This is a genomic window from Serratia sp. C2(1) (assembly GCF_036352655.1).
In the GTDB taxonomy this organism is placed as follows: domain Bacteria; phylum Pseudomonadota; class Gammaproteobacteria; order Enterobacterales; family Enterobacteriaceae; genus Serratia; species Serratia inhibens.
The window spans coordinates 301320-324439 of the sequence record NZ_JAZFBA010000004.1 but is presented as its reverse complement, the minus strand read 5'-3'; the positions used below and the strand labels follow the sequence as shown (position 1 = coordinate 324439).

24 protein-coding genes are annotated in these 23120 nt (G+C 54.8%); 8 read left to right on the top strand and 16 right to left on the bottom strand.

The window, feature by feature from the left end; genetic code table 11:
* Positions 1 to 354 precede the first annotated feature (354 nt).
* Positions 355 to 918, bottom strand: a complete 564-nt coding sequence (gmhB, locus tag V2S86_RS21250) for a D-glycero-beta-D-manno-heptose 1,7-bisphosphate 7-phosphatase (protein WP_006318627.1) — start codon at positions 916 to 918, stop codon at positions 355 to 357.
* Between the two features lie 187 nt (positions 919 to 1105).
* Here gmhB and metN point away from each other — a divergent pair, with 187 nt between their 5' ends.
* The 6 genes from metN to proS all read left to right on the top strand — a co-directional run bounded on the left by metN (position 1106) and on the right by proS (position 6722).
* Positions 1106 to 2137, top strand: coding sequence for a methionine ABC transporter ATP-binding protein MetN (gene metN, locus V2S86_RS21245; RefSeq protein ID WP_006318635.1), 1032 nt, complete (start codon positions 1106 to 1108; stop codon positions 2135 to 2137).
* Positions 2130 to 2783: a methionine ABC transporter permease MetI gene (locus V2S86_RS21240; RefSeq protein WP_006318637.1), complete on the top strand. Its 654-nt coding sequence runs from the start codon at positions 2130 to 2132 to the stop codon at positions 2781 to 2783. The genes metN and V2S86_RS21240 overlap by 8 nt, the downstream gene beginning before the upstream one ends.
* 60 nt (positions 2784 to 2843) lie before the next feature.
* Positions 2844 to 3659, top strand: a complete 816-nt coding sequence (locus V2S86_RS21235; protein WP_330764019.1) for a MetQ/NlpA family lipoprotein — start codon at positions 2844 to 2846, stop codon at positions 3657 to 3659.
* Positions 3660 to 3774: 115 nt separating this feature from the next.
* Complete coding sequence (rcsF, locus tag V2S86_RS21230; protein ID WP_006318639.1) at positions 3775 to 4179, top strand: Rcs stress response system protein RcsF; 405 nt, start codon at positions 3775 to 3777, stop codon at positions 4177 to 4179.
* Positions 4176 to 4883, top strand: a complete 708-nt coding sequence (tsaA, locus tag V2S86_RS21225) for a tRNA (N6-threonylcarbamoyladenosine(37)-N6)-methyltransferase TrmO (protein ID WP_330764018.1) — start codon at positions 4176 to 4178, stop codon at positions 4881 to 4883. Before rcsF ends, tsaA begins: the two co-directional genes overlap by 4 nt.
* Positions 4884 to 5003: 120 nt before the next feature.
* Complete coding sequence (gene proS, locus V2S86_RS21220; RefSeq protein WP_330764017.1) at positions 5004 to 6722, top strand: proline--tRNA ligase; 1719 nt, start codon at positions 5004 to 5006, stop codon at positions 6720 to 6722.
* A gap of 52 nt (positions 6723 to 6774) precedes the next feature.
* Here the strand turns inward: proS and nlpE are convergent, their stop codons facing one another.
* Genes nlpE through V2S86_RS21205 form a run of 3 tightly spaced genes read right to left on the bottom strand, consistent with a single transcriptional unit; the run spans position 6775 to position 8453 of the window.
* Positions 6775 to 7458 carry an envelope stress response activation lipoprotein NlpE gene (gene nlpE / locus V2S86_RS21215; RefSeq protein WP_330764016.1) on the bottom strand — a complete coding sequence of 228 codons (684 nt, stop codon included), beginning with the start codon at positions 7456 to 7458 and terminating at the stop codon, positions 6775 to 6777.
* 29 nt (positions 7459 to 7487) lie between these two features.
* On the bottom strand, positions 7488 to 7901 hold the full coding sequence (gene arfB, locus V2S86_RS21210) for an alternative ribosome rescue aminoacyl-tRNA hydrolase ArfB (RefSeq protein ID WP_006318651.1): 414 nt from the start codon (positions 7899 to 7901) through the stop codon (positions 7488 to 7490).
* Between the two features lie 3 nt (positions 7902 to 7904).
* On the bottom strand, positions 7905 to 8453 hold the full coding sequence (locus V2S86_RS21205) for a YaeQ family protein (protein ID WP_004952190.1): 549 nt from the start codon (positions 8451 to 8453) through the stop codon (positions 7905 to 7907).
* Between the two features lie 215 nt (positions 8454 to 8668).
* Here V2S86_RS21205 and V2S86_RS21200 point away from each other — a divergent pair, with 215 nt between their 5' ends.
* The gene (locus V2S86_RS21200) at positions 8669 to 8869 is read left to right on the top strand and encodes a YaeP family protein (RefSeq protein ID WP_006318652.1); all 201 of its coding nucleotides are present in this window, start codon (positions 8669 to 8671) and stop codon (positions 8867 to 8869) included.
* Positions 8862 to 9119 (top strand): Rho-binding antiterminator, encoded by a 258-nt coding sequence (gene rof, locus V2S86_RS21195; RefSeq protein WP_004952197.1) that lies wholly within the window; start codon positions 8862 to 8864, stop codon positions 9117 to 9119. Before V2S86_RS21200 ends, rof begins: the two co-directional genes overlap by 8 nt.
* 85 nt (positions 9120 to 9204) lie before the next feature.
* On the opposite strand, the gene V2S86_RS21190 is transcribed toward rof, so the two are convergent.
* The 12 genes from V2S86_RS21190 to skp all read right to left on the bottom strand — a co-directional run bounded on the left by V2S86_RS21190 (position 9205) and on the right by skp (position 23012).
* On the bottom strand, positions 9205 to 9522 hold the full coding sequence (locus V2S86_RS21190) for a c-type cytochrome (RefSeq protein ID WP_330764015.1): 318 nt from the start codon (positions 9520 to 9522) through the stop codon (positions 9205 to 9207).
* A gap of 17 nt (positions 9523 to 9539) precedes the next feature.
* Positions 9540 to 10850 carry a tRNA lysidine(34) synthetase TilS gene (gene tilS / locus V2S86_RS21185; protein WP_330764014.1) on the bottom strand — a complete coding sequence of 437 codons (1311 nt, stop codon included), beginning with the start codon at positions 10848 to 10850 and terminating at the stop codon, positions 9540 to 9542.
* A 93-nt stretch (positions 10851 to 10943) separates the two neighbouring features.
* Positions 10944 to 11333: a VOC family protein gene (locus V2S86_RS21180; protein WP_212557549.1), complete on the bottom strand. Its 390-nt coding sequence runs from the start codon at positions 11331 to 11333 to the stop codon at positions 10944 to 10946.
* A gap of 135 nt (positions 11334 to 11468) precedes the next feature.
* A complete protein-coding gene (locus tag V2S86_RS21175) occupies positions 11469 to 13613 on the bottom strand; it encodes a lysine decarboxylase LdcC (RefSeq protein WP_330764013.1) in 2145 nt (714 codons plus the stop codon).
* A gap of 177 nt (positions 13614 to 13790) precedes the next feature.
* Complete coding sequence (gene accA / locus V2S86_RS21170) at positions 13791 to 14750, bottom strand: acetyl-CoA carboxylase carboxyl transferase subunit alpha (protein ID WP_006318658.1); 960 nt, start codon at positions 14748 to 14750, stop codon at positions 13791 to 13793.
* Positions 14751 to 14762: 12 nt separating this feature from the next.
* Complete coding sequence (gene dnaE, locus V2S86_RS21165) at positions 14763 to 18251, bottom strand: DNA polymerase III subunit alpha (RefSeq protein ID WP_330764012.1); 3489 nt, start codon at positions 18249 to 18251, stop codon at positions 14763 to 14765.
* 87 nt (positions 18252 to 18338) lie between these two features.
* Positions 18339 to 18932 carry a ribonuclease HII gene (gene rnhB, locus V2S86_RS21160; RefSeq protein ID WP_006327524.1) on the bottom strand — a complete coding sequence of 198 codons (594 nt, stop codon included), beginning with the start codon at positions 18930 to 18932 and terminating at the stop codon, positions 18339 to 18341.
* Entirely contained in the window at positions 18929 to 20077 is a 1149-nt protein-coding gene (gene lpxB, locus V2S86_RS21155) for a lipid-A-disaccharide synthase (RefSeq protein ID WP_330764011.1), read from the bottom strand. Before lpxB ends, rnhB begins: the two co-directional genes overlap by 4 nt.
* 3 nt (positions 20078 to 20080) lie before the next feature.
* Positions 20081 to 20869, bottom strand: a complete 789-nt coding sequence (gene lpxA / locus V2S86_RS21150; RefSeq protein WP_330764010.1) for an acyl-ACP--UDP-N-acetylglucosamine O-acyltransferase — start codon at positions 20867 to 20869, stop codon at positions 20081 to 20083.
* A gap of 3 nt (positions 20870 to 20872) precedes the next feature.
* On the bottom strand, positions 20873 to 21328 hold the full coding sequence (gene fabZ, locus V2S86_RS21145) for a 3-hydroxyacyl-ACP dehydratase FabZ (protein WP_006318674.1): 456 nt from the start codon (positions 21326 to 21328) through the stop codon (positions 20873 to 20875).
* Positions 21329 to 21488: 160 nt separating this feature from the next.
* Positions 21489 to 22511, bottom strand: coding sequence for a UDP-3-O-(3-hydroxymyristoyl)glucosamine N-acyltransferase (lpxD, locus tag V2S86_RS21140; RefSeq protein ID WP_330764009.1), 1023 nt, complete (start codon positions 22509 to 22511; stop codon positions 21489 to 21491).
* A gap of 3 nt (positions 22512 to 22514) precedes the next feature.
* Positions 22515 to 23012 carry a molecular chaperone Skp gene (gene skp, locus V2S86_RS21135; protein ID WP_004952213.1) on the bottom strand — a complete coding sequence of 166 codons (498 nt, stop codon included), beginning with the start codon at positions 23010 to 23012 and terminating at the stop codon, positions 22515 to 22517.
* Between the last annotated feature and the right edge of the window lie 108 nt (positions 23013 to 23120).

Genomic DNA, 23120 nt, shown 5'->3' with positions numbered 1-23120 from the left:
AAAGGTTACTAAATGAATTTTACTTCAGTAGTCACTCTTCAAGACTTGATATTTTTTCGTACCCGAAGGTACTGGATATCGTCTTGTGGAGTGCCCACACAGATTGTCTGATAAATTGTTAAAGAGCAGTGAGTTAGCCGCCGTAGCTTGCTATCTCGAGGTGGCGTATATTACGCTTTCCTCTTTCAGAGTCAACCCTAATTTTCAGGATTTTTCTCTTCGAACCCCGGAGACTCTGTGAAGTTGTTCACATGTTCCGTGTCGATGGAGGCGCATTATAGGGAGCCGGTTCAGAATGACAAGGATTAATATTCACTTTCTTTCCGACCGCTCACTATTCATGCATAACGCCTACTAAACCCGCTTTTTAATGGCTTCCGGCAGGTCTGCCAGGCTGTTTAACACCCAATCCGCCAGTTTTTCTCCCTGATCGGTGACCGGCTTGCCGGTACGCACCAGCACTTTGGTGCCAACGCCTGCCGCAATGGCCGCCTGCATATCTTCCGGTTTGTCGCCAACCATATAAGAAGAGGCCATATCGATGTTTAATTCCTGCTGCGCCTGCAGCAACATGCCCGGCTGCGGTTTACGGCAATCACACGTCTGACGGTATTCTTCTATTACCGCTTCTGGATGATGCGGACAGAAATAGATGCCATCAAGGTCAACATCGCGATCGGCCAGCGACCAGTCCATCCACTCGGTCAGGTACATAAACTGTTTTTCGTCGAACTTGCCGCGCGCGATACCGGATTGGTTGGTGACCAGTACCAGGGCAAAGCCCATCTTTTTAAGTTCGCGACAGGCGTCAATCACGCCATCAATAAAATGGAAGTCATCGATTTCATGGACGTAGCCATGATCGACATTAATCGTGCCATCACGATCTAGGAAAATTGCTGGAACGCTTTGTGTCACCGGTTTACTCCTGAGGGCCTGAAAACGCGTACAGTATCGCATGTTTTACCCGGTGCTGAGAACGGCAGAGAACAGTGTTGGCCGTTGACTTGGACGTCTAGACGCCTTAACATCTGATCCATACCTTGGTCCACGCCAGGGTTTACTTTTATCTAGCCACGGGCAACCACGCTAAAATAAGAAGAATATGATTAAACTTTCTAACATCACCAAAGTGTTCCAGCAGGGTTCGCGCTCTATTAATGCGCTATCTGACGTGACTCTTCACGTCCCTGCCGGGCAAATTTATGGCGTTATCGGTGCCTCCGGTGCCGGTAAAAGTACGCTGATCCGCTGCGCCAACATGCTTGAGCGCCCAACCTCCGGCCAGGTGCTGGTTGACGGACAGGATCTGACCTCCCTGTCCGAAAGCGAACTGACACGCGCTCGCCGTCAGATCGGCATGATTTTCCAACATTTTAACCTGCTGTCCTCCCGCACGGTATTTGGCAACGTTTCGCTGCCATTGGAGCTGGACAATACCCCACGCGCTGAAATCAAAAAGCGCGTGACCGAATTATTGGAGCTGGTCGGGCTGTCAGACAAACACGACGCCTACCCTGCCAATTTGTCCGGTGGCCAGAAGCAGCGTGTAGCGATTGCCCGCGCGTTGGCAAGCCAACCTAAAGTGCTGCTGTGCGACGAGGCCACCAGCGCGCTGGATCCGGCAACCACCCGTTCGATTCTGGAACTGCTGAAAGACATCAATCGCCGCCTCGGCCTGACCATTTTGTTGATCACCCATGAAATGGACGTGGTAAAACGCATCTGCGATCAGGTTGCGGTTATCAGCCAGGGGCAACTGATTGAAAAAGATAGCGTCAGCGAAGTGTTCTCGCACCCGAAAACGCCGCTGGCCCAACAGTTTATTCAATCCACGCTGCATCTGGATATCCCGGACGATTATGCCAAGCGTTTGGCGCCGGAACGCAGTGGCGGCCGTCAACCGCTGCTGCGCCTCGAGTTTACCGGCCAGTCCGTCGATGCGCCTTTGTTGTCAGAGGCCGCTCGCCGCTTCAACGTTAATAACAACATCATCAGCGCCCAAATGGATTATGCCGGCGGCGTGAAATTCGGCGTAATGCTGGCGGAGCTGCACGGCAGCGATGAAGACGCGCTGGCAACGATTAAGTTCCTGCAGGAAAATCAGGTAAAAGTAGAGGTTCTGGGTTATGTCTGAGGCAATGATGTGGTTAATGGCACGTGGCGTATGGGAAACCGTCATGATGACCTTTGTCTCCGGCTTCTTCGGTTTCGTGCTCGGCCTGCCGGTTGGCGTGCTGCTGTACGTAACCCGTCCGGGGCAGATTGTCGCCAACAATACGCTGTATAAAACCCTGTCCGGGCTGGTGAACGTGTTCCGTTCCATTCCGTTCATTATCTTGTTGGTGTGGATGATTCCATTTACGCGTCTTATCGTCGGTACCTCGATTGGCCTTCAGGCGGCCATCGTACCCTTGACCGTAGGAGCCGCGCCGTTTATCGCCCGTATGGTGGAAAACGCTCTGCTGGAGATCCCATCCGGCTTGGTGGAAGCGGCCCGCGCGATGGGTGCAACCCCGATGCAAATCATCAAAAAGGTCCTGTTGCCGGAAGCCCTGCCCGGTCTGGTGAACGCAGCCACCATCACGCTGATTACCCTGGTTGGCTATTCCGCCATGGGTGGCGCGGTTGGCGCCGGCGGTCTGGGCCAAATCGGTTACCAGTATGGTTATATCGGTTATAACGCCACTGTGATGAATACCGTATTAGTATTACTGGTAGTGCTGGTCTATCTGATTCAGTTCTCTGGCGATCGGATTGTAAAGACCGTCACCCACAAATAGTTTTCACAGCAACTGCGCTCACACAGCGTATTTTTAATGCGAGTCTAATGAGGAAGGGATATGTCGTTAAAATTTAAGTCCATCGCGGCAATCGGCGCACTGATCGGTACTCTGGCTCTGGCAGGCTGCGGTCAGGAAGAAAAAGATCCAAACCATATTAAAGTGGGCGTTATCGTCGGTGCTGAGCAGCAGGTTGCTGAAATAGCGCAGAAAGTGGCAAAAGAGAAATACGGTCTGGACGTTGAACTGGTGACGTTCAATGACTACGTACTGCCAAACGAAGCACTGAGCAAAGGCGATATCGATCTGAACGCCTTCCAGCACAAACCGTATCTGGATCAGCAAATCAAGGATCGCGGCTATAAGCTGGTCGCGGTAGGTAACTCCTTCGTTTACCCGATCGCCGGTTACTCCAAGAAAATCAAATCGCTGGATGAGCTGAAAGACGGTTCCCAGGTTGCCCTGCCTAACGACCCGACCAACCTGGGCCGTTCTTTGCTGCTGCTGCAGAAGGTTAACCTGATCAAACTGAAAGACGGTGTTGGCCTGCTGCCGACCGTGCTGGACGTAACGGAGAACCCGAAAAACCTGAAGCTGGTAGAACTGGAAGCCCCACAGTTGCCGCGTTCCCTGGACGATCAGCAAATCGCACTGGCGGTAATCAACACCACCTACGCCAGCCAGATCGGCCTGACTCCGGCAAAAGACGGTCTGTTTGTTGAAGATAAAGACTCACCGTACGTTAACCTGCTGGTTGCCCGCGAAGACAACAAAGACGCGGAAAACGTGAAGAAGTTCGTGCAGGCATACCAGTCTGACGAAGTTAACGCAGCCGCCAACAAGATCTTTAATGGTGGGGCAGTGAAAGGCTGGTAATCATTAATTACCGATTTTATTCCTATAATTGCAAGACGGGCTCCGGCCCGTCTTGTTATTTCCGCCGTAGATTGCTTCAATAGCGCCACTTTTATAAAAAGACAGAGGAATCTCAATGCGTGTTTTATCTCTCTGTTTGTTAGCGCTCGCGCTGGCAGGGTGTTCGTCGCAGCGTATCGCGCCCTCCTCAACAAACAACACCAGCAAACCGACTGTAACCACACCGACAAAGACCACGCCAGCGGCACGTCCAGCGCCGGTAAAACTGTATAAAAGCGCAGAAGAATTAGTGGGCAAACCTTTCCGCGATCTGGGTGAGGTCTCTGGTGAGTCATGCCAGACCACCGTACAGGATTCACCGCCAAATCTGGCGACAGCCCGTAAACGCATGCAAATCCGCGCGTCTTACATGAAAGCAAACGCCGTGCTATTGCATGATTGCCAGATTGTCAGCGGCGTTGCCGGTTGCTACCAACAGGCGATTTGCCAGGGTTCAGCGCTTAACGTTTCGTCCAAATGACCGAGTTTGTCTTCAATCAGATCGGAATCATCCGTTCACCGTATAAAGAAAAGTTCGCCGTACCCCGCCAGCCGGGGTTAGTCGAAGACGGTGGCGGTGAACTGCTGCTGCTGCCGCCCTACAATCAGGCGGAAGCAGTGCGCGGGCTCAGCGATTTTAGCCATCTGTGGGTGATGTTTATTTTCCATCAAACCCTGGAAGGTGGCTGGCGCCCCACCGTGCGGCCACCGCGTCTTGGCGGCAATGCCCGGATGGGCGTGTTTGCCACCCGCTCCACCTTTCGCCCAAACCCGCTCGGCATGTCGTTAATAGAATTAAAAGGCGTGCGCGTTCAGGGGAGCGAAGTGGTGCTGGAGTTGGGCAGCCTCGATCTGGTTGACGGCACGCCAGTGGTGGATATCAAGCCCTACCTGCCGTTTGCCGAAAGCCAACCGCAGGCCCGCGCCGGGTTTGCTCAGACGGCACCCGTCGGCGATATGCCCGTACGTTTTGCCCCCAAGGCTGAACAACAGCTACAGCAACACCAACATCGCTATCCGCAGTTGCGGCGTTTTATCACCCAGGTGCTGGCCCAGGATCCACGTCCGGCCTACCGCAGGGGAGAAGAAGCGGAACGGGATTACGCGGTTTGGCTGCTGGATTTCAACGTACGCTGGCGGGTGGTGGATCAGCAAACCGAGGTGTTGTCACTCGACCTGCGTTAAAATTCCACCGTCTCTCTTTTGACAACCCGCTCGCACTGGTAAACTAAAGCACTTTTGTCACTTTTGGCCGCCACTGTGGCAGCCCGATGCAATTTGCAGTTCTAACGGAACCAAAACACCATGCGTACTAGCCAATATTTGCTCTCCACCCTGAAGGAGACACCTGCCGACGCCGAAGTGATCAGCCACCAGCTGATGCTGCGCGCCGGGATGATTCGCAAGCTGGCCTCAGGTCTTTACACCTGGTTGCCAACCGGCCTGCGCGTTCTGAAAAAGGTTGAGAACATCGTCCGCGAAGAAATGAACAATGCCAACGCGATCGAAGTTTGCATGCCGGTGGTACAGCCCGCCGATTTATGGCAGGAAAGCGGTCGTTGGGAACAATATGGTCCTGAGCTGCTGCGCTTTGTCGATCGCGGCGAACGTCCGTTTGTGCTGGGCCCAACGCACGAAGAAGTGATTACGGATCTTATCCGTAACGAGATCAGCTCTTACAAACAGCTGCCGCTGAACTTCTTCCAGATTCAGACCAAATTCCGTGATGAAGTACGCCCGCGTTTCGGCGTGATGCGTTCCCGCGAATTCCTGATGAAAGACGCCTACTCGTTCCATACCTCGCAGGAATCCCTGCAGGCGACCTACGATGCAATGTACGAAGCCTACAGCAAAATATTCAGCCGCATGGGCCTGGATTTCCGCCCTGTGCATGCCGACACCGGCTCGATTGGCGGTAGCGCATCACACGAGTTCCAGGTGCTGGCCGACAGCGGTGAAGACGATATCGTGTTCTCTACCGGTTCTGACTTTGCCGCCAATATCGAACTGGCAGAAGCCGTAGCGCCGGCTCAGCCGCGTGCAGCCGCCAGCGAAGAACTGCGCGTTGTAGATACGCCGAACGCCAAGACCATCGCCGAGTTGGTAGAGCAATTCCAACTGCCGGTTGAGAAAACCGTCAAGACGCTGCTGGTGCACGCCGAAAAAGAAAGCGGCCACAAGCTGGTTGCCCTGCTGGTTCGCGGCGATCACGAGCTGAACGAAATCAAGGCCGAGAAGCTGCCACAGGTAGCCACTCCATTGACCTTTGCTACCGAAGAAGAAATCCGCGCCATCGTCGGTGCAGGCCCGGGTTCCCTCGGCCCGGTCAACCTGCAGGTTCCGGTCGTGGCCGATCGCAGCGTAGCGGCGATGAGCGATTTTGGCGCCGGCGCTAATATCGACGGTAAACACTACTTTGGCATTAACTGGGAGCGCGATCTGCCGCTGCCGCAGGTTGCCGATATTCGTAACGTGGTAGAAGGCGACGCCAGCCCGGACGGTAAAGGCACGCTGTTGATCAAACGCGGTATCGAAGTGGGCCATATCTTCCAGCTCGGCACCAAATATTCTGAAGCGATGAAAGCCACCGTTCAGGGTGAAGATGGTCGTAACCAGGTGCTGACCATGGGTTGCTACGGGATCGGGGTTACTCGCGTGGTGGCTGCCGCCATCGAGCAGAACCACGACGATCGCGGCATCATCTGGCCGGACGCCATCGCCCCGTTCCAGGTGGCTATTCTGCCAATGAACATGCACAAATCCTTCCGCGTACAGGCGCTGGCTGAAGAACTGTACAACACCCTGCGTTCGCACGGTATCGACGTTATTCTCGACGACCGTAAAGAGCGCCCGGGCGTGATGTTCGCGGATATGGAACTGATTGGCGTACCGCATTCAATCGTCATCGGCGACCGTAATCTCGACAGCGAAGAGATTGAATACAAAAACCGCCGCATCGGCGAGAAGCAAATGATTAAAACCGGCGAAATCGTTGATTTCCTGCTGGGGCAAATCAAGCGCTAAGCTGCTGCATCAGATAGTAAAAAACCCGCCTCGGCGGGTTTTTTTATGGCGATTATTTGCTGTCGCAGTTCTTGTTCTTGTCGAAGGCTATCTTGCCGTCCGGCACCAACGCCCTCTCGGTTTGCCCTTCTTCCATTGACGGCTGGACGCTGAAATGGCCATTCAAGGTCAGAAATACCGGCTCGCCGGGGGTTTTGTACGCCTTGGCATACCCTTGTTCCAGCGCGATAGTATTGTCTACCGGGAAAGTTTTGCCGGTGGCGCAATCCTTGAACACCGCGGCATCCGCCATGTAGGTGTAGCTACCTTTGAGCGCCATCGGCGTTTTAGGCAATGCTTTTTCCACCGGTTCCAGGCGGTAGTTCAACCTAGACTCAATCACGGCGCCGCTTTGATCCAGCATTTCCAGGCTCTTGCCCACGGGGCGGAAATAGCGTTTTTCTCCATGGCTGTCGGTCAGAACCAGCTTATCTGCGGTTCGCGCCCATTTGCCATAATCGGCAAAAGTCTGGTCCCCGTCTTTGGTTTCGCGATAGGTTTCCTGCAAAACGAAAGTACCGTCTTCATCCAGGAACAGCGCTGTATCCAGGCCACTGCAATCAGCGCAAGGCAGTACGCCCTGGTAACTCTGCTGCATCGCCTGAAGAGGTTGTTCTTTCGGCTGATACTGATTATTACATCCCAATAATGAGAGCGCCCCTGCCGCTAAAAACAGGGCTATTGTTATTTTCTTCACAGCTATTCTCCTACTGTGCTCATGTATCCTTAAGTGCGGATCTTGCCGCGCAGCGCTTTAGTCGCGCCTTTACGTACCTTGCCTTCCAGCCGACGTAATTTTGCCCCTTTCGTGGGCTTGGTCGCTCTGCGCGTTTTTTCCACCACCATCGCCTGCTGAATCAACGCCACCAGCCTGGCCAGCGCCGCCTCGCGGTTTAATTCCTGGCTACGATATTCCTGCGCTTTAATAATCACCACGCCATCGGCGGTAATTAAATGATTATTCAGAGCCAGCAGCCTTTCTTTATAATACTCTGGCAGGCTGGACGCCCGGATGTCAAAGCGCAAATGGATAGCCGTTGAGGTTTTGTTCACGTGCTGGCCACCCGCACCCTGCGCGCGGATCGCCGTCAGTTCCAGCTCGTTATCCGGTATGGCTACGTTTCTTGACAGCTCCAGCACCGGTCACACCTGCGCCTGTTGCCACTCGGCAAACTGGATTTCCAGACTATTCTGAGCATCAGAAAGCCAGATAGTGCCTTCTTGCAACGTAGCTTGCAGCGTCATATTGCGGCTGGCCATCGCTGCCAATTTGCCTAATTGTTCATCATCCAGAAAACGGATGCTTAGGTTTTTGTGGTTTGCCACTTTGCTCTGGATACCCTGCCACCAAACGTGTCCGGCGCGTTCACCGTAAGCGTAAAGCACCACTCGCGGTGACTGGTTGCAGGCTTTCCTGATTCGCTTCTCATCAGGCAGGCCCATTTCGATCCACATTTCCAACCCGTTGTGATCGTTACGCCGCCAGATCTCCGGCTCGTCTTCGGCGCTCAAGCCCTTGGTAAACACCAGACGTTCATCGGCATGGCAGATCCAGGCCAGCAGGCGCAGCATCATACGCTGTTCGGTTTCGGAAGGGTGTTGGGCCAGGGTGAGCGTGGCGTCGTGGTAGAAGTGACGATCCATATCAGCGATATTGACCGTGGCTTTATAAATAGTTGCTTTCAGCGCCATGGGTGACCTCATTATTATCAGGCGACAGTGTACTAGATTTGGCCCATCCGCAGCCAGCACGGCTGGGCAAAGCACAGTGCGAAAGCCGCGCTGAGGTGCTAATAACTCCCCAACAGCTGTGCTATAGTCGACTAGGATTAAGTAAAGCTCCGAGAGCCTGCGCCTCATCGCCATACGAGACTTCGATGACGCAGAGGTTCTTAAGGGAGGAAACTGTGCAACAATACTGTGAGTTAGTACGCCGTTTTTACGCCGAGATCGGCAGTGGGGATCTCGGCTACGTGCCTGATGCGTTAGCATGTGTATTAAAGGCATTGGACGAAGTTGCTGCGGATAACGCGCTACCGTCCTCCGTTAGGGAACAGGCGGCCTTTGCCGCCGCTAACTTATTGGTGAGCGACTATGTTGATGAATGATGAGTACCAATCCATCAATTGCGATGACTATGAAAGCCTGGAACTCGCCTGTCAGCATAACTACATTCTGAAGCTGGAGTTACGCGACGGAGAAAAACTCGAAGGCAAAGCCACCGAGCTGAAATTTACCAAGGGCGTTGAGTACCTGATTATCGATCAGGCCGGCAATGCTCTCAGCTTGCGTCTGGATCACATCCTCAGTTTCAGTCATCCGGAAATCGGTACCGTGGTCGTCAGCCTGTCTGATTGATTTTTCGGTAACGCCATCCCAACAGGGCAGCCCAACGGCTGCCCTCGTCATTTATGGCTTCAGGCTGGCTATGGTTTAAGACTGGCTATGGTTTAAGACTGGCATAGTACGCGGCCAGATCGGCAATATCATCATCAGACAACGCTGAGACATAGGCCTTCATCACTTCAGCCTGGCCGCCGTTGCGCCCCCCTTTTTTATACGCCTGCAGCGCATGCTCCAGATACATGGCGTTTTGCCCGGCCAGATTGGGATATATCGGTACCGACACCTTCCCCTCCGTGCCGTGGCACGCGACACAGCTGGCGGATTTTCCCTTCCCTGCGGCCACATCACCCGCCGCTATGGCCGACAGGCTGAAAAGGCCAAACACCACAGCCATTGCGCTAACAAATTTCATCATTGCTCCTCACATTATTATTATTTTTTATGCCAACGCAGCCGCCAGGATTGCTCCCCTTCCGGCGTCTGACCGGCTTCGCTGACAAACACGCCCAGCGCAGCGATAAGCTGGTCATCATAATAAATCAACGGGGTACGTTCGCGCTGCCACGGCGGCACACTCAATTCCTGCCACAGTTTTTTAACTGACCGGGAATGGGTTCGGCCAAGGATGCGGATTTTTCCCTGAGCGGCAAAACGAACGCTCACCTTCTGTTGCCGCTGCGGTGCCCGCAGACAAATATCACCCGCCCCGCTACTCAGCTTACCCAATCCATCCGGCAGCTCGAGCGGCTCCACCAACGACCAGTTCAGGCAGACTTCGCGCAAATCCGCCATGATCGGCAGCAGATACAAACGTCGGCGAAAACGGCGGATCTGATACTGCCCCGGTTGCAACTGCGGTTCGGCATCATCCCGACTGAGCGCCACCTCGTCCCATAGCCGCTGCAATTGCTCGCGTGAAGGCATGGTGACGCCAAACAGCGCGATCCAACGGCGCAGCAAGGCAAAACGCCGCGCTGGTGAACACCCCAGCAGGCCGTCGATCGCCAGCGCATTATCTTCATCGAGCAACGAGTGCAGCTGTTCTGACAGCAGTTCATCCAGCAGTTGCTCTTGTTCCGCACAGAGGCTGGCGCTGCGCGCCGTCGCGGCGGCAAAATACGGCCAGCGTTGGTTCAGCAGCGGTAACACCTGCAGGCGCAGGAAATTGCGGTCGAAACGCGGGTCCTGATTGCTGTCGTCATCAATCCAGGCAAGCCGATGCCGCTGTGCGTAATCCTCCAACTGCAGACGCGATATACCCAGCAAAGGACGCAGCAAGGGGTTACTCCCCAATGAGGCCTGCGCAGCCATCGCCGACAGGCCAGCCGGACCACTGCCGCGTTTCAACGCCAGCAGGAAGGTCTCGCATTGGTCATCAAGATGTTGCGCGGTGAGCAAGACCTCATCGGCAGCCAGCGTAGCGACGAAAGCCGAGTAACGCGCCGCACGGGCCGCAGCTTCAATCCCACCCTGCCTGCCATCTACCTGCACATGTTGAACCACCAGCGGTAACTGCCAGGTGGCGCATTGCCGTTGGCAGTGAGCCACCCATTCGTCGGCAAAAACGTTCAGGCCATGGTGTACGTGCACCGCGCGCAACTGCAAATCCGGCAATTGCCTTCGCAGATGCACCAGCAGGTGCAACAACACGCTGGAATCCAGCCCACCGCTGAACGCCACCAGCAAACGCCGGTGAGTACCCAATTGGCGACTGACCTGTACGGAAAGTTGATCGGTATTCATTGGTTTATCGTTTATCGCCTGACAAGCGGCTGGAGGCCGCCATAACACCCATGGGACAGCACGTTAACCAGCCCGCCGCCTTCAGGCAAGCTTTCATCGTTCATACAGCTCCAGCGGCAATCCATCGGGATCGCTGAAAAAAGTAAAACGGGACTGGGTATAAGGATCGACGCGTATCGGCTCGCACACTACCCCAGCGGCCTGCAGATGCGCGATAGCCTGTTCGATATCGTCTACGCTGAAGGCCAGGTGGCGCAGGCCGCATGCTTCCGGACGGCTGACACGAGCCGGTGGTGACGGAAAAGAGAACAGTTCGATGCTGTATTGGCCATTGAGCGCCAGATCCGCCTTCCATGAATCTCGTTCTTCACGGTAAAACTCACCCAATAGGGTAAAACCGAGGATGTCGCAATAGAAATGCTTACTGGCCGCATAGTCTGAACCAATGACTGCGATGTGGTGCACCTGACGTAATGCCAACATGGTAATGCCTCATTGTCTGCCTGATGAAGCACGGTATCCGGCGGGGATTACAACGTCAACGGCAAAAACCAGCAGGATAAAACGGAGTCGTCATTCAGGTCATGCCTCTTAAGCGTTGAGATCGGCCGGCGCCTCCTAAGCCAAGGGCGTTTTCAGCACCTTCACCAGATAACGCCCATCCTCGGTCAGTTTCGCACCGTGGATATCGGTTTCAAAGCCGGGATAACGCTCACCAATGGAACATAGCATCAGCAAGAAATCGAGTACCGCACGGCTCTCCTCGGTGATCATCTCACCCGGCATCACCAGCGGCACCCCTGGCGGATAAGGCAGGATCATATTGGCTGCCACCTTGCCCACCAGTTGATCCAGCTCGCAGGTTTCCACATTCCCGCGTACCTGCTGCTGGAACATCTGGTGCGGCGTCAGCTTCATTTCCGGCAGCACGTCGAACGCCCGCAGCATCAGCCGCGGCAGATCGTGCCGGCAGATCAACCGGTGGATCCCGGCCGCCAGATCCTGAATGCGCATATTGCGGTAGAAATCAGGATCCTCCGCATACAGATCCGGCAGCATGTTCTTCACCCGCAGATTAAGATCGTAAGCGCGTTTGAAATCGGTCAGGCCGCGCAACAGGCTCATCGCCTTGGTTTTATCAATGCCGATACTGAACAGGAACAGCAGATTATAAGGCCCGGTTTTTTCCACCACGATGCCGCGTTCGTCCAGGTATTTCGCCACCAGCGCCGCCGGGATCCCGCTCTCTTCCAACGTACCCAGCTCGTTCATTCCCGGTGTCAGGATCGTCACCTTGATCGGATCGAGATACATATGATCGCGGTCGGTATTACCAAACCCGTGCCAGTTATCATCCGGATTCAACGGCCAGCATTGCGCCTCGTCGATCTCTTCGGGCTGCCAGATATCGAAGAACCAGCTATCGCTCTCCTCTCGCAGTCGCTGTACCTCGCGGCGAAAATGCAGCGCGCGCTCTACCGAGCGGTTGATCAAGCGTCGCCCGGGGTTGCCGCGCAGCATCGCGGCAGCGGTTTCCATCGATGCCACAATGCCGTAGTTCGGTGAAGTGGTGGTATGCATCATATAGGCTTCGTTAAAGGTGCTTTCGTCGTAATCGCCCTTAATGTGAATCATCGAGGCCTGCGAGAATGCCGCCAGCAGCTTGTGCGTGGACTGCGTTTCGTAGATCACCTTGCCGGGCGTGCGCTCACCGCTCATGCCGCTCTTGCCTTCGTAGATCGGATGGAAGTTGGTATAGGGTACCCAGGCGGAGTCAAAATGGATGGATGGCACGTCCAACGTCTGCTTGATGTAATCGGTGTTATACAGCAGGCCGTCATAGGTTGAGTTGGTGATCACCGCATGTACCGGCCAGCTGGCATTCGCGGTGGCGGCGACCCGGCCGGCAATGCTCTCATGGGTAAACTCATGCTGCGGGATGCCGCCAAGAATGCCGTAGGCGTTACGCAACGGGCGCAGGTAAATCGGCACGATATCGCTCATCATCAGCAGATGGCACAGCGATTTATGGCAGTTACGGTCGATCAATACCGTGCTGCCGACCGGTGCCGAATACATACCGACAATCTTGTTCGCGGTGGAGGTGCCATTGGTCACCAGATAGCTCTGCTCGGCGTTAAAGGTACGTGCAATATACTCTTCGGCCTCCAGATGCGGGCCGGTGTGGTCCAGCAGCGAACCCAGTTCGGTCACCGATATGGAGACGTCGGCTTTTAAGGTGTTGGCACCGAAAAAATCGTAAAACAGGCAGCCAACAGGGCTTTTCTGGAAAGCGGTACCGGCCATATGCCCTGGGGTGCAAAAAGTGTATTTGCCCTCGCGCACATAGTTGAACAGCGCCTTGGTTAAGGGCGGCGTAATGGTGTCGATATATTCTGCGGTGTATTGCTGGATACGCTGCGCAATATCATCTGCCGCATTCAAGCCATACTCAAAGAAATACAGCACCATGCGCATTTCATGCAGGCTGACGTCGAAGGTGGAATACTGGTTGATAAACGCATATAGCGGCAGATATTCATTCAGCTCGTTAATTTCGCTGCACAGCTCCAGGCTGTAGTCGTCCCAATCGAAAATCACTCCGCAAATACGCGCATTGGCTTCGATCAGCTTTAGCAGGTCGCCGCCGTTTTTCGGATAAACCAACTGGAACCCCATCGTAGCCAATGCGGTGTGCAGCTCACGAATAGGCTCATCTTTGTAATAGACGCCCGTTGGGCTCATGATTGCGATGATATTCATCGGCTGCTCCTGTCAGTTAACCGCCAAACCTCTATAACAACATGAAAATACGACTCTGTGTACCCCGTCATCGGCATGCTGCGCGCCGCAGCGCAAAAAGCTTGCGTACAGCCGCGGCTTTTTCATCAGATATAAAAAAACCGCCCGAAGGCGGTTTTTTGCAACGCAGAACAAAACTCAGCAATAGCCGTAGTTCATCAGGCGCTGATAACGGCGATTGAGCAACTCTTCGTTGTTCAGGCCATCGAGATCTTTCAGGTCAGCCAGCAATTGCGCTTTCAGCGAGGCTGCCATTGCCGGTACGTCACGGTGGGCGGAGCCCAGGGGTTCCGGGATCACCGAATCGATCAGCTTCAGCTCTTTCAGGCGCGGTGCGGTAATGCCCATCGCTTCTGCGGCCAATGGCGCTTTGTCGGCGCTCTTCCACAGAATCGAGGCGCAACCTTCCGGCGAGATCACAGAATAAGTGCTGTATTGCAGCATATTCACTTTATCGCCAACGCCGATCGCCAACGCACCGCCAGAACCGCCTTCGCCGATCACGGTGCAGATCACCGGGATATTCAGGCGAGACATTTCACGCAGGTTGCGGGCGATGGCCTCCGACTGGCCGCGTTCTTCCGCGCCAACGCCCGGATAAGCCCCTGGCGTGTCGATGAATGTGATCAACGGCAGCTTGAAGCGGGAAGCCATTTCCATCAGACGCAGTGCCTTGCGATAGCCTTCTGGTGCAGGCATACCGAAGTTACGGCGGATTTTCTCTTTGGTTTCGCGGCCTTTCTGATGACCAATGATCATCACCGGGCGGCCATCCAGGCGCGCAATACCACCAACGATCGCTTTATCATCGGCATAAGCGCGGTCGCCAGCCAACTCTTCGAAGTCGGTAAAGATGTGTTTGATATAATCCAGGGTGTAAGGACGGCGCGGGTGGCGTGCCAATTGGGCAATTTGCCAGGCCCCAAGATCGGAAAAAATCTTGCGCGTCAGCTCAACGCTCTTTTCACGAAGGCGCTGAACCTCTTCGTCCAGATTAATATCTAATTTTTCGTCTTGACGACTGACTGCAGTCAGCGAGTCAATTTTCGCTTCCAGCTCTGCAATCGGCTGTTCAAAATCAAGAAAATTCAGACTCATAGCATTCCTATATTAGTCAAATTCCAGTTCCACCTGCTCATTACCTACCAAAGTCCGCAAATCTATCAACAAGCGGTCGGTGGGCGTCACGCGCCAGGTTGCGCCAAAACGCAGCTTGGCCCGCGCATCTTCCCGTTGATAGTAAAGATGCACTGGAATCGTCCCCGAGCGATGGGGTTCCAACGACTGACGGAGACGGTTCAAAAGCTGGTCATCAATTTGCCTGTCCGTCAGCGAGATAGCAAGCCCACGAGCGTATTTTTCACGGGCTTCACTGATGTCCATTAGTTCGCGGGCCGTCATTTTAAGCCCGCCGCTAAAGTCATCAAAGCTGACCTGTCCACTGGCGATCAGGATACGGTCTTTTTCCAACAAATGCTGGTATTTTTCTAACGCATCGGTGAATAACATCACCTCCAGACGACCTGAACGGTCATCCAGCGTACAAATACCGATGCGGTTACCGCGCTTGGTGACCATAACCCGCGAGGCGATCACCAGCCCAACGGCGGTCGTCATTTTGCCCCGATCCGTCGGGTGCATATCTTTCAAACGCTGGCCACCGGCGTAACGTTCGATCTCCTTCAGGTACTGGGTGATCGGGTGGCCGGTCAGGTACAGCCCCAGAGTTTCCCGTTCACCATCCAGCACCACCTGCTCCTGCCAGCGTGGTACGTTGGCGTAGGATTGCTCCACCTGTTCCGGCGCTTCCGCCAGGACGCCAAACATGTCAACTTGGCCGATCGCTTCGGCTTTCGCATGCTGATCGGCCGCTTTCAACGCGTCGCCCAGTGAGCTCATCAGCGCGGCGCGGTGTGGCCCAAGGCGATCGAACGCCCCGGACATGATCAGTTTTTCCAGAATGCGTCGGTTCAGTTTTTTGATATCGGAGCGCGCGCACAGATCGAACAGGTCTTTAAAGTAGCCCTGTTCCCCGCTGTTCCGCGCTTCGAGAATGGCTTCAATCGGCCCTTCACCAACGCCTTTGATGGCGCCGATGCCATAAACGATCTCGCCTTCATCGTTAACGTGGAAATGGTACTGCCCGCTGTTGATGTCCGGCGGCAGGATTTTCAGGCCCATGCGCCAGCATTCATCCACCAGCCCCACCACCTTGTCGGTGTTGTCCATATCGGCGGTCATTACCGCTGCCATAAACTCGGCCGGATAGTGAGCTTTGAGCCACAACGTCTGGTATGACACCAACGCATAGGCGGCAGAGTGCGATTTGTTAAAACCGTAACCGGCGAATTTCTCTACCAGATCGAAGATTTTTACCGACAGTTCACCGTCGATACCGCGCGATTTTGCCCCATCTTCGAAACCGCCGCGCTGCTTGGCCATCTCAACCGGGTTCTTTTTACCCATCGCACGACGCAGCATGTCTGCCCCGCCCAGCGTATAGCCGGCCAGCACCTGGGCAATCTGCATGACCTGTTCCTGGTACAGAATGATGCCATACGTCGGCTCCAGCACCGGCTTAAGCGACTCATGCTGCCACTGGATGTCCGGGTAGGAAATCTCTTCACGGCCGTGTTTGCGGTCGATGAAGTTATCTACCATGCCTGACTGCAACGGTCCCGGGCGGAACAGCGCCACCAGTGCGATCATATCTTCGAAACAGTCAGGCTTCAGGCGCTTGATCAGATCCTTCATGCCGCGTGATTCGAGCTGGAATACCGCAGTGGTTTCCGAGCGCTGCAGCATATCGAAGCTTTTTTTGTCTTCGAGCGGAATAGCTGCGATATCAATAGGTTCCAGCCCGGATTTCGCTCGCCGGGCATTGATCATCCCCAACGCCCAGTCGATGATGGTCAGGGTACGCAAACCAAGGAAATCGAACTTCACCAGCCCGGCGTATTCCACATCATTCTTGTCAAACTGGGTGACCGGGTGATTCCCTTCCGCGTCGCAATACAACGGTGCGAAGTCAGTGATCTTGGTGGGTGCGATAACCACGCCACCGGCGTGCTTACCGGCATTACGCGTCACACCTTCCAGCTTGCGCGCCATGTCGATCAGCGCTTTGACCTCTTCGTCAGCCTCGTAAATTTCCGGCAGTTGCGGTTCGGCGGCAAAGGCCTTTTCCAGGGTCATGCCCGGATCGGGTGGCACCAGCTTGGAGATGCGATCGACGAAACCATAGGGGTGGCCCAGCACGCGGCCCACATCGCGGATAACCGCTTTCGCCGCCATGGTGCCAAAGGTGATGATCTGCGATACCGCCTCACGACCATACATCTCCGCCACGTGCTCAATCACCAGATCGCGTTTTTCCATGCAAAAGTCGACGTCGAAGTCAGGCATCGAAACACGTTCCGGGTTGAGGAAACGTTCGAACAGCAAATCAAATTCCAGCGGATCAAGGTCGGTAATTTTCAGTGCATAGGCCACCAGCGAACCGGCGCCGGAACCACGTCCCGGTCCTACCGGTACGTCGTTATCCTTCGACCACTGGATGAACTCCATGACGATCAGGAAGTAGCCCGGGAACCCCATCTGGTTGATCACTTTCAGTTCAACATCCAGACGTTCGTCATATTCAGGACGGCGCTGTGCGCGAACCTCCGGATCCGGGAACAGGAATTCCAGGCGCTCTTCCAGCCCTTCCTTCGATTTGAGCACCAGGAAATCCTCGGTAGTCATATCACCGGTCGGGAACTGCGGCAGGAAGTATTCGCCGAGGCGGATGGTGACATTGCAGCGCTTGGCGATTTCAACGCTGTTGAGCAGCGCTTCGGGGATGTCGGCAAACAGCTCGCACATCTCGTCTTCGTTGCGCATGTATTGCTGCATGCTGTAGTTGCGCGGGCGTTTGGGATCGTCAAGCGTGAAACCGTCATGGATCGCGACGCGGATCTCATGGGCGTCAAAATCGTCCTCAACCAGAAAACGCACGTCGTTGGTGGCCACCACCGGCAACCCACGTTCGGTGGCCAGCGCTACGGCTGCATGCAGGTAGTTTTCTTCGTCCGGCCGGCCTGTGCGGATCAGTTCGAGATAATAGCTGTCCGGGAAATATTGCTGATAGAAGTCCAGGCACTGATCTACCTGTTGCTGGTTACCGCGCAGCAAAAATTTGCCGACGTCCCCCTGACGGGCGCCAGAAAGCAGGATTAACCCCGCACGGTGTTCGATCAGCCAGTCACGATCAATAATGGGGCCGGCGGCGCCATAACCACGCTGGTAAGCGCGGGAAATCAGCAGCGTCAGGTTTTGATAACCTTCATTGTTGGCGGCCAGTACGGTGAGCTGCGCCAGTTCATCGCCCAGCACTTCGCTTTGCACATGAAAATCCGCGCCGATGATCGGTTTGATCCCGGCGCCATGCGCGCTGCCATAGAACTTCACCAAACCGCACAGGTTGGTGAAATCGGTAATTGCCAAAGCAGGCATGGCTAACGCGGCGGCTCTTTTCACCAACGGCCCAATCTTGGCTAATCCATCAATCATGGAGTAGTCACTATGAACGCGCAGGTGAATAAAACGAGGTTCGGCCATATCCAGATACCTGAAACTAGGGGGCTCAGCAAGCTGAACCCAGGTTAACGCTATCGCGCGCCCAGCCCGGATGCCCAGGCCGGCAAATTACAGCTCCAGCGCCCTTCTTACCGGGGCAAAGCTGCGGCGATGATGTTCGGTCGCACCCAGCACGGCCAGGCGCTCCAGGTGGAAGGCGGTCGGATAGCCTTTATGCTGCGCAAAACCGTAATCCGGGAACTCGCGATCCAATTCGGTCATTTCGCGATCGCGCGTCACCTTAGCCAGAATGGAGGCGGCGCTGATTTCAGCCACGCGGCTATCACCCTTCACCACCGCCTGCGAGCGCATGGGCAATTTCGGGCAACGGTTACCGTCGATTAATACCATGTCCGGCGCGATATGCAATCCGGCAACCGCACGCTGCATTGCCAACATGGTGGCGTGCAAGATGTTCAACCGATCGATCTCGTCCGGCTCGGCACGCCCCAGGCTCCAGGACAAGGCCTTTTCCACGATTTCGTCATACAGTGCCAGACGGCGTTTTTCACTGAGTTTTTTCGAGTCTGCCAGGCCAATAATCGGCCGAGCGGGGTCGAGGATCACTGCTGCGGTCACTACTGCGCCCACCAAGGGGCCGCGGCCCACTTCGTCCACACCGGCAATCAACGTAGCGGCGGGATAGATAAAGGGTTCGATCATGCTTTTGCCAGCTCCAACACAGCCTGAGCGGCCTGTTCATCAGCACCGCAACGGATGCTTTGGTGCAAGGTAAGGAAAGTCTGTTTCAGATCTTCGGTCTGCGGGCTGTCTTCCAGCAACGGCATCAGGGCGGCCGCCAGTTTGTCCGGCACGCAGTCGTGCTGCAACAGTTCGGTGACGATTTCACGCCCAGCCAGCAGGTTAGGCAGCGAGACATACGGCGTCTTCACCAACCGCTGCGCCAACCAGAAGGTAAACGGCTTCATGCGGTAACCCACCACCATCGGGCATTTGGCCAGCATACACTCCAGCGCTGCCGTACCTGAGGCCAGCAATGCCGCATCGCTGGCGATCATTGCCTCACGTCCCTGGCCGTTCAGGAGATGAACGGTCAGCTCCGGCGCTACTTCAGCCTTGATACGTTCGAACTGCTCGCGCCGTTTGGCGTTGACCAGCGGCACAACCACTTCCAGATCAGGATAACGGGTGCGAAGCAGTTGGGCGGTCTTCAGGAAGTCGGCGCTCAGCATCTCGACCTCCGCACCTCGGCTACCCGGTAACAGGGCAAGGCAGCGTGCGTCGGGAGCTATGCCCAGCGTAGCGCGCGCGGCCAATTTGTCCGGCTGCAGCGGCATGGCATCGGCCATGGTGTGGCCGATAAACCGACAGGGAACGTTGAAACGATCGTAAAACGCTTTTTCGAAAGGGAGAAACGCCAATACCAGATCGGTAGCTTTGCCAATTTTGAAAACGCGCTTCTGACGCCAGGCCCAGACCGATGGGCTGACATAGTGAATAGTGCGGATGCCGCGCTGCTTGAGGCGGCCTTCCAGCGTGATATTGAAGTCGGGCGCATCGATGCCGACAAACACGTCCGGCTTCAATTCACTGAACCGACGGGTAAGATCCTTGCGGATCTTCAACAGGCGTGGCAAGCGCTCAAGCACTTCAACCACGCCCATTACCGCCAGCTCTTCCATTTCGTACCAGGTTTCGCAGCCTTCAGCCTGCATCAGCGGGCCTGCGACGCCAACAAAACGCGCGTCGGGGATCTGCGCCTTGAGCGCTCGGATTAAACCCGCGCCAAGAATATCACCGGAAGTTTCTCCGGCGACCAATCCGATAGTCAATGGACGATTTTGCATAGGTCAGCGAATAATACCGCGGGTTGAACGGCCAAAGAAATCGAGGAACTGCTGCACGACCGGCTGCTCTTTGGCCAGGGCTTCGATTTCAGGCTTGGCTTCGTCCAGCGTTTTACCGCTGCGATAAAGCAGTTTGTAGGCATTGCGAATGGCATGCAGCGCCTCTTTATCAAAACCACGACGCTTCAACCCTTCGATGTTGATACCGAATGGCGTGGCGTGATTACCCTGCGCGATGACAAAAGGTGGCACATCCTGAGCAACGCCTGAACAGCCGCCAACCATAACGTGAGCACCAATCACACAGAATTGGTGCACCGCCGTCATGCCGCCAATGATCGCATAATCATCAACTTCAACGTGGCCGCCCAGCGTCGCGTTGTTGGCGAAGATACAACGATTACCGACGATACAGTCATGGGCAATGTGCGCGTTCACCATGAACAGGTTGTCGTCGCCGATCTTGGTCAGACTGGTGCCCTGCACCGTGCCGCGATGAATGGTGACGCTTTCGCGGATGCGATTGCGATCGCCAATCTCGACACGCGTCGGTTCACCCGAGTATTTCAGATCCTGATTCGCTTCGCCGATAGAGGCAAATTGATAGATCTGATTATCGCGGCCGATTTTGGTTACACCATTCACCACAACGTGGGATTTCAGTACCGTGCCAGCGCCGATTTCCACCTGGGAGCCGACGTAACAGAAGGGACCGATGTGCGCGCCAGCGCCGATAACGGCACCTTCTTCAATAATCGCGCTTGGATGGATAAAGGCGGTTTTGTCAATCACGGATTAAGACTCCCGGCTGCGCGCGCACATCATGGTTGCTTCGCAAACAATTTTACCGTCAACGGTTGCTACGCCTTTGAAGCGCGTCAGACCGCGACGAGTTTTTTCAAAGGTGACTTCCATGATCATCTGATCGCCTGGCACTACCGGTCGTTTGAAACGGGCTTCGTCGATACCGGCAAAGTAATACAATTCGCCCGGTTCCAGCTTACCGACGCTTTTAAACGCCAGAATACCGGTGGCCTGCGCCATTGCTTCCAGAATCAATACGCCTGGAAAAATCGGCTTGCCAGGGAAGTGCCCCTGGAAAAACGGTTCATTTACAGATACGTTCTTCACCGCACGCAGGAATTTGTGCTCCTCAAAATCAAGGACGCGATCGACCAGCAAGAACGGGTAACGATGAGGAAGCAATTCCAAAATTTCTGCAATATCCAGAGTATGAGTGTCAGTAGTCAAAATACTCTTCCTGTCTCTAAAAACTGATGGCATCAACAACACGGCCTGCGCTGACCCCAAAAGGAGATCATCATGCAGGCCGCAAATTAACAACTCTTTGCGCTTTTGGTCTTATGACCAACGCGTTTCGTTTTGTACCCAGCGAGGCGGGCGGCAGTGATTAGTCTTTTCCGACTTTTCGTTCGACAGCTTTTAAGCGCTTGCTAATCTCATCGATATTCATCACCAACGCAGCGGTTTTACGCCAAACTTTGTTGGGTTGTAACGGAATGCCCGAAGAGTATACCCCAGGTTCGGTGATTGGTCGCATAACCATTCCCATTCCAGTGACAACAACCTTGTCGGCGATCTCCATGTGACCGTTGATCACGCTGGCTCCGCCGATCTGGCAATAGCGGCCGATTTTCAGGCTGCCCGCCATAATCACACCGCCGGCGACGGCAGTATTGTCGCCAATCACAACGTTATGTGCAATCTGGCATTGGTTGTCGATGATAACACCATTCCCGATTTGGGTGTTATCCAACGCGCCGCGGTCAATGGTAGTGCAAGCGCCGATCTCGACGCGATCGCCGATAATCACCGTGCCCAGTTGAGGGATTTTAATCCACTCGCCGCGTTCGTTGGCATAGCCGAAACCGTCAGCGCCAATTACAGTGCCCGATTGGATCAGACAATGCTGGCCGATCTCGACTTCATGATAAATAGTGACATTCGCCCACAGACGCGTACCTGCGCCAATGCGTGCGCGTTTGCCGATAAAGCAACCCGGGCCGATAACCACGTTATCGCCGAGTACTGCGCCTGACTCGATGACCGCATTCGCCCCGATGGCAACATTCTGCCCCAGAGTAGCTGCAGGTGAGATGACCGCGCTTGGGGCGATATCCTGAGCCGGAGCCGGCGTGGTGTCCATCAGCTGCGCCATACGCGCGTAGGTCAGATAAGGGTTTTTAACCACCAGCGCCGCAGAACGGCAGTGTGGTAGATCCGCCTCGGTAAGCACTACTGCGCTTGCCAGGCAGGAGGCCAGCTGCTCTTGATAGCGGCTGTTTGACAAAAACGTGATTTGGCCAGCTTGTGCCGAATGCATAGAAGCAATGCCGGTGATGACGAGATCGCCATCACCGTGCAATTGTGCATCCAACTGCTGCGCTAAATCAGCCAGTCGAATTGAAAGCATGTCTTATTTAACCTGTTTCAGCACGTCGGCAGTAATGTCTTTAGAAGAACCTGCGTAAGCAACGGCGTTAGCATCGATAACTACGTCGTAGCCTTCTTTGCTGGCAACAGATTTCACAGCGTCCTGAATACGGCTCAGGATTTTGTTACGCTCTTCCATCTGACGGCGACGGTTGTCCTGCTCAAAAGCCTGCGCTTTCTGAGAGAACTGCTCGCGCTGAGCCATCACGTCTTTTTCCAATTTGCTGCGATCGCTGGCTTTCATGGTAGCGCCATCACGCTGCAAACGTTGCATTTTGGTCTGAAGGCTACGCTCCATGTTCTGAAGTTCGCCCGCACGGCCTTTGAACTCGTTTTCCAGCTGTTTAGCCACGGTTTCACGTGCTGGCAACTGTTGGAAAATGCTGGAGACGTTAACTACAGCGATATTATCTGCTGCCTGAACGCCAGCTGAAGCAGCCATTGCTAAACCGAGGCCTGCGGCACACAACCACTTTTTCACTATAAACTCCTTACCATCACCCATTTGTGCCATACGACACTTGAAGTACACAATCTGCCAGACTTACCCCGTGAAACAATGAGAATCATCTCTCTGTGTTCTTACGGG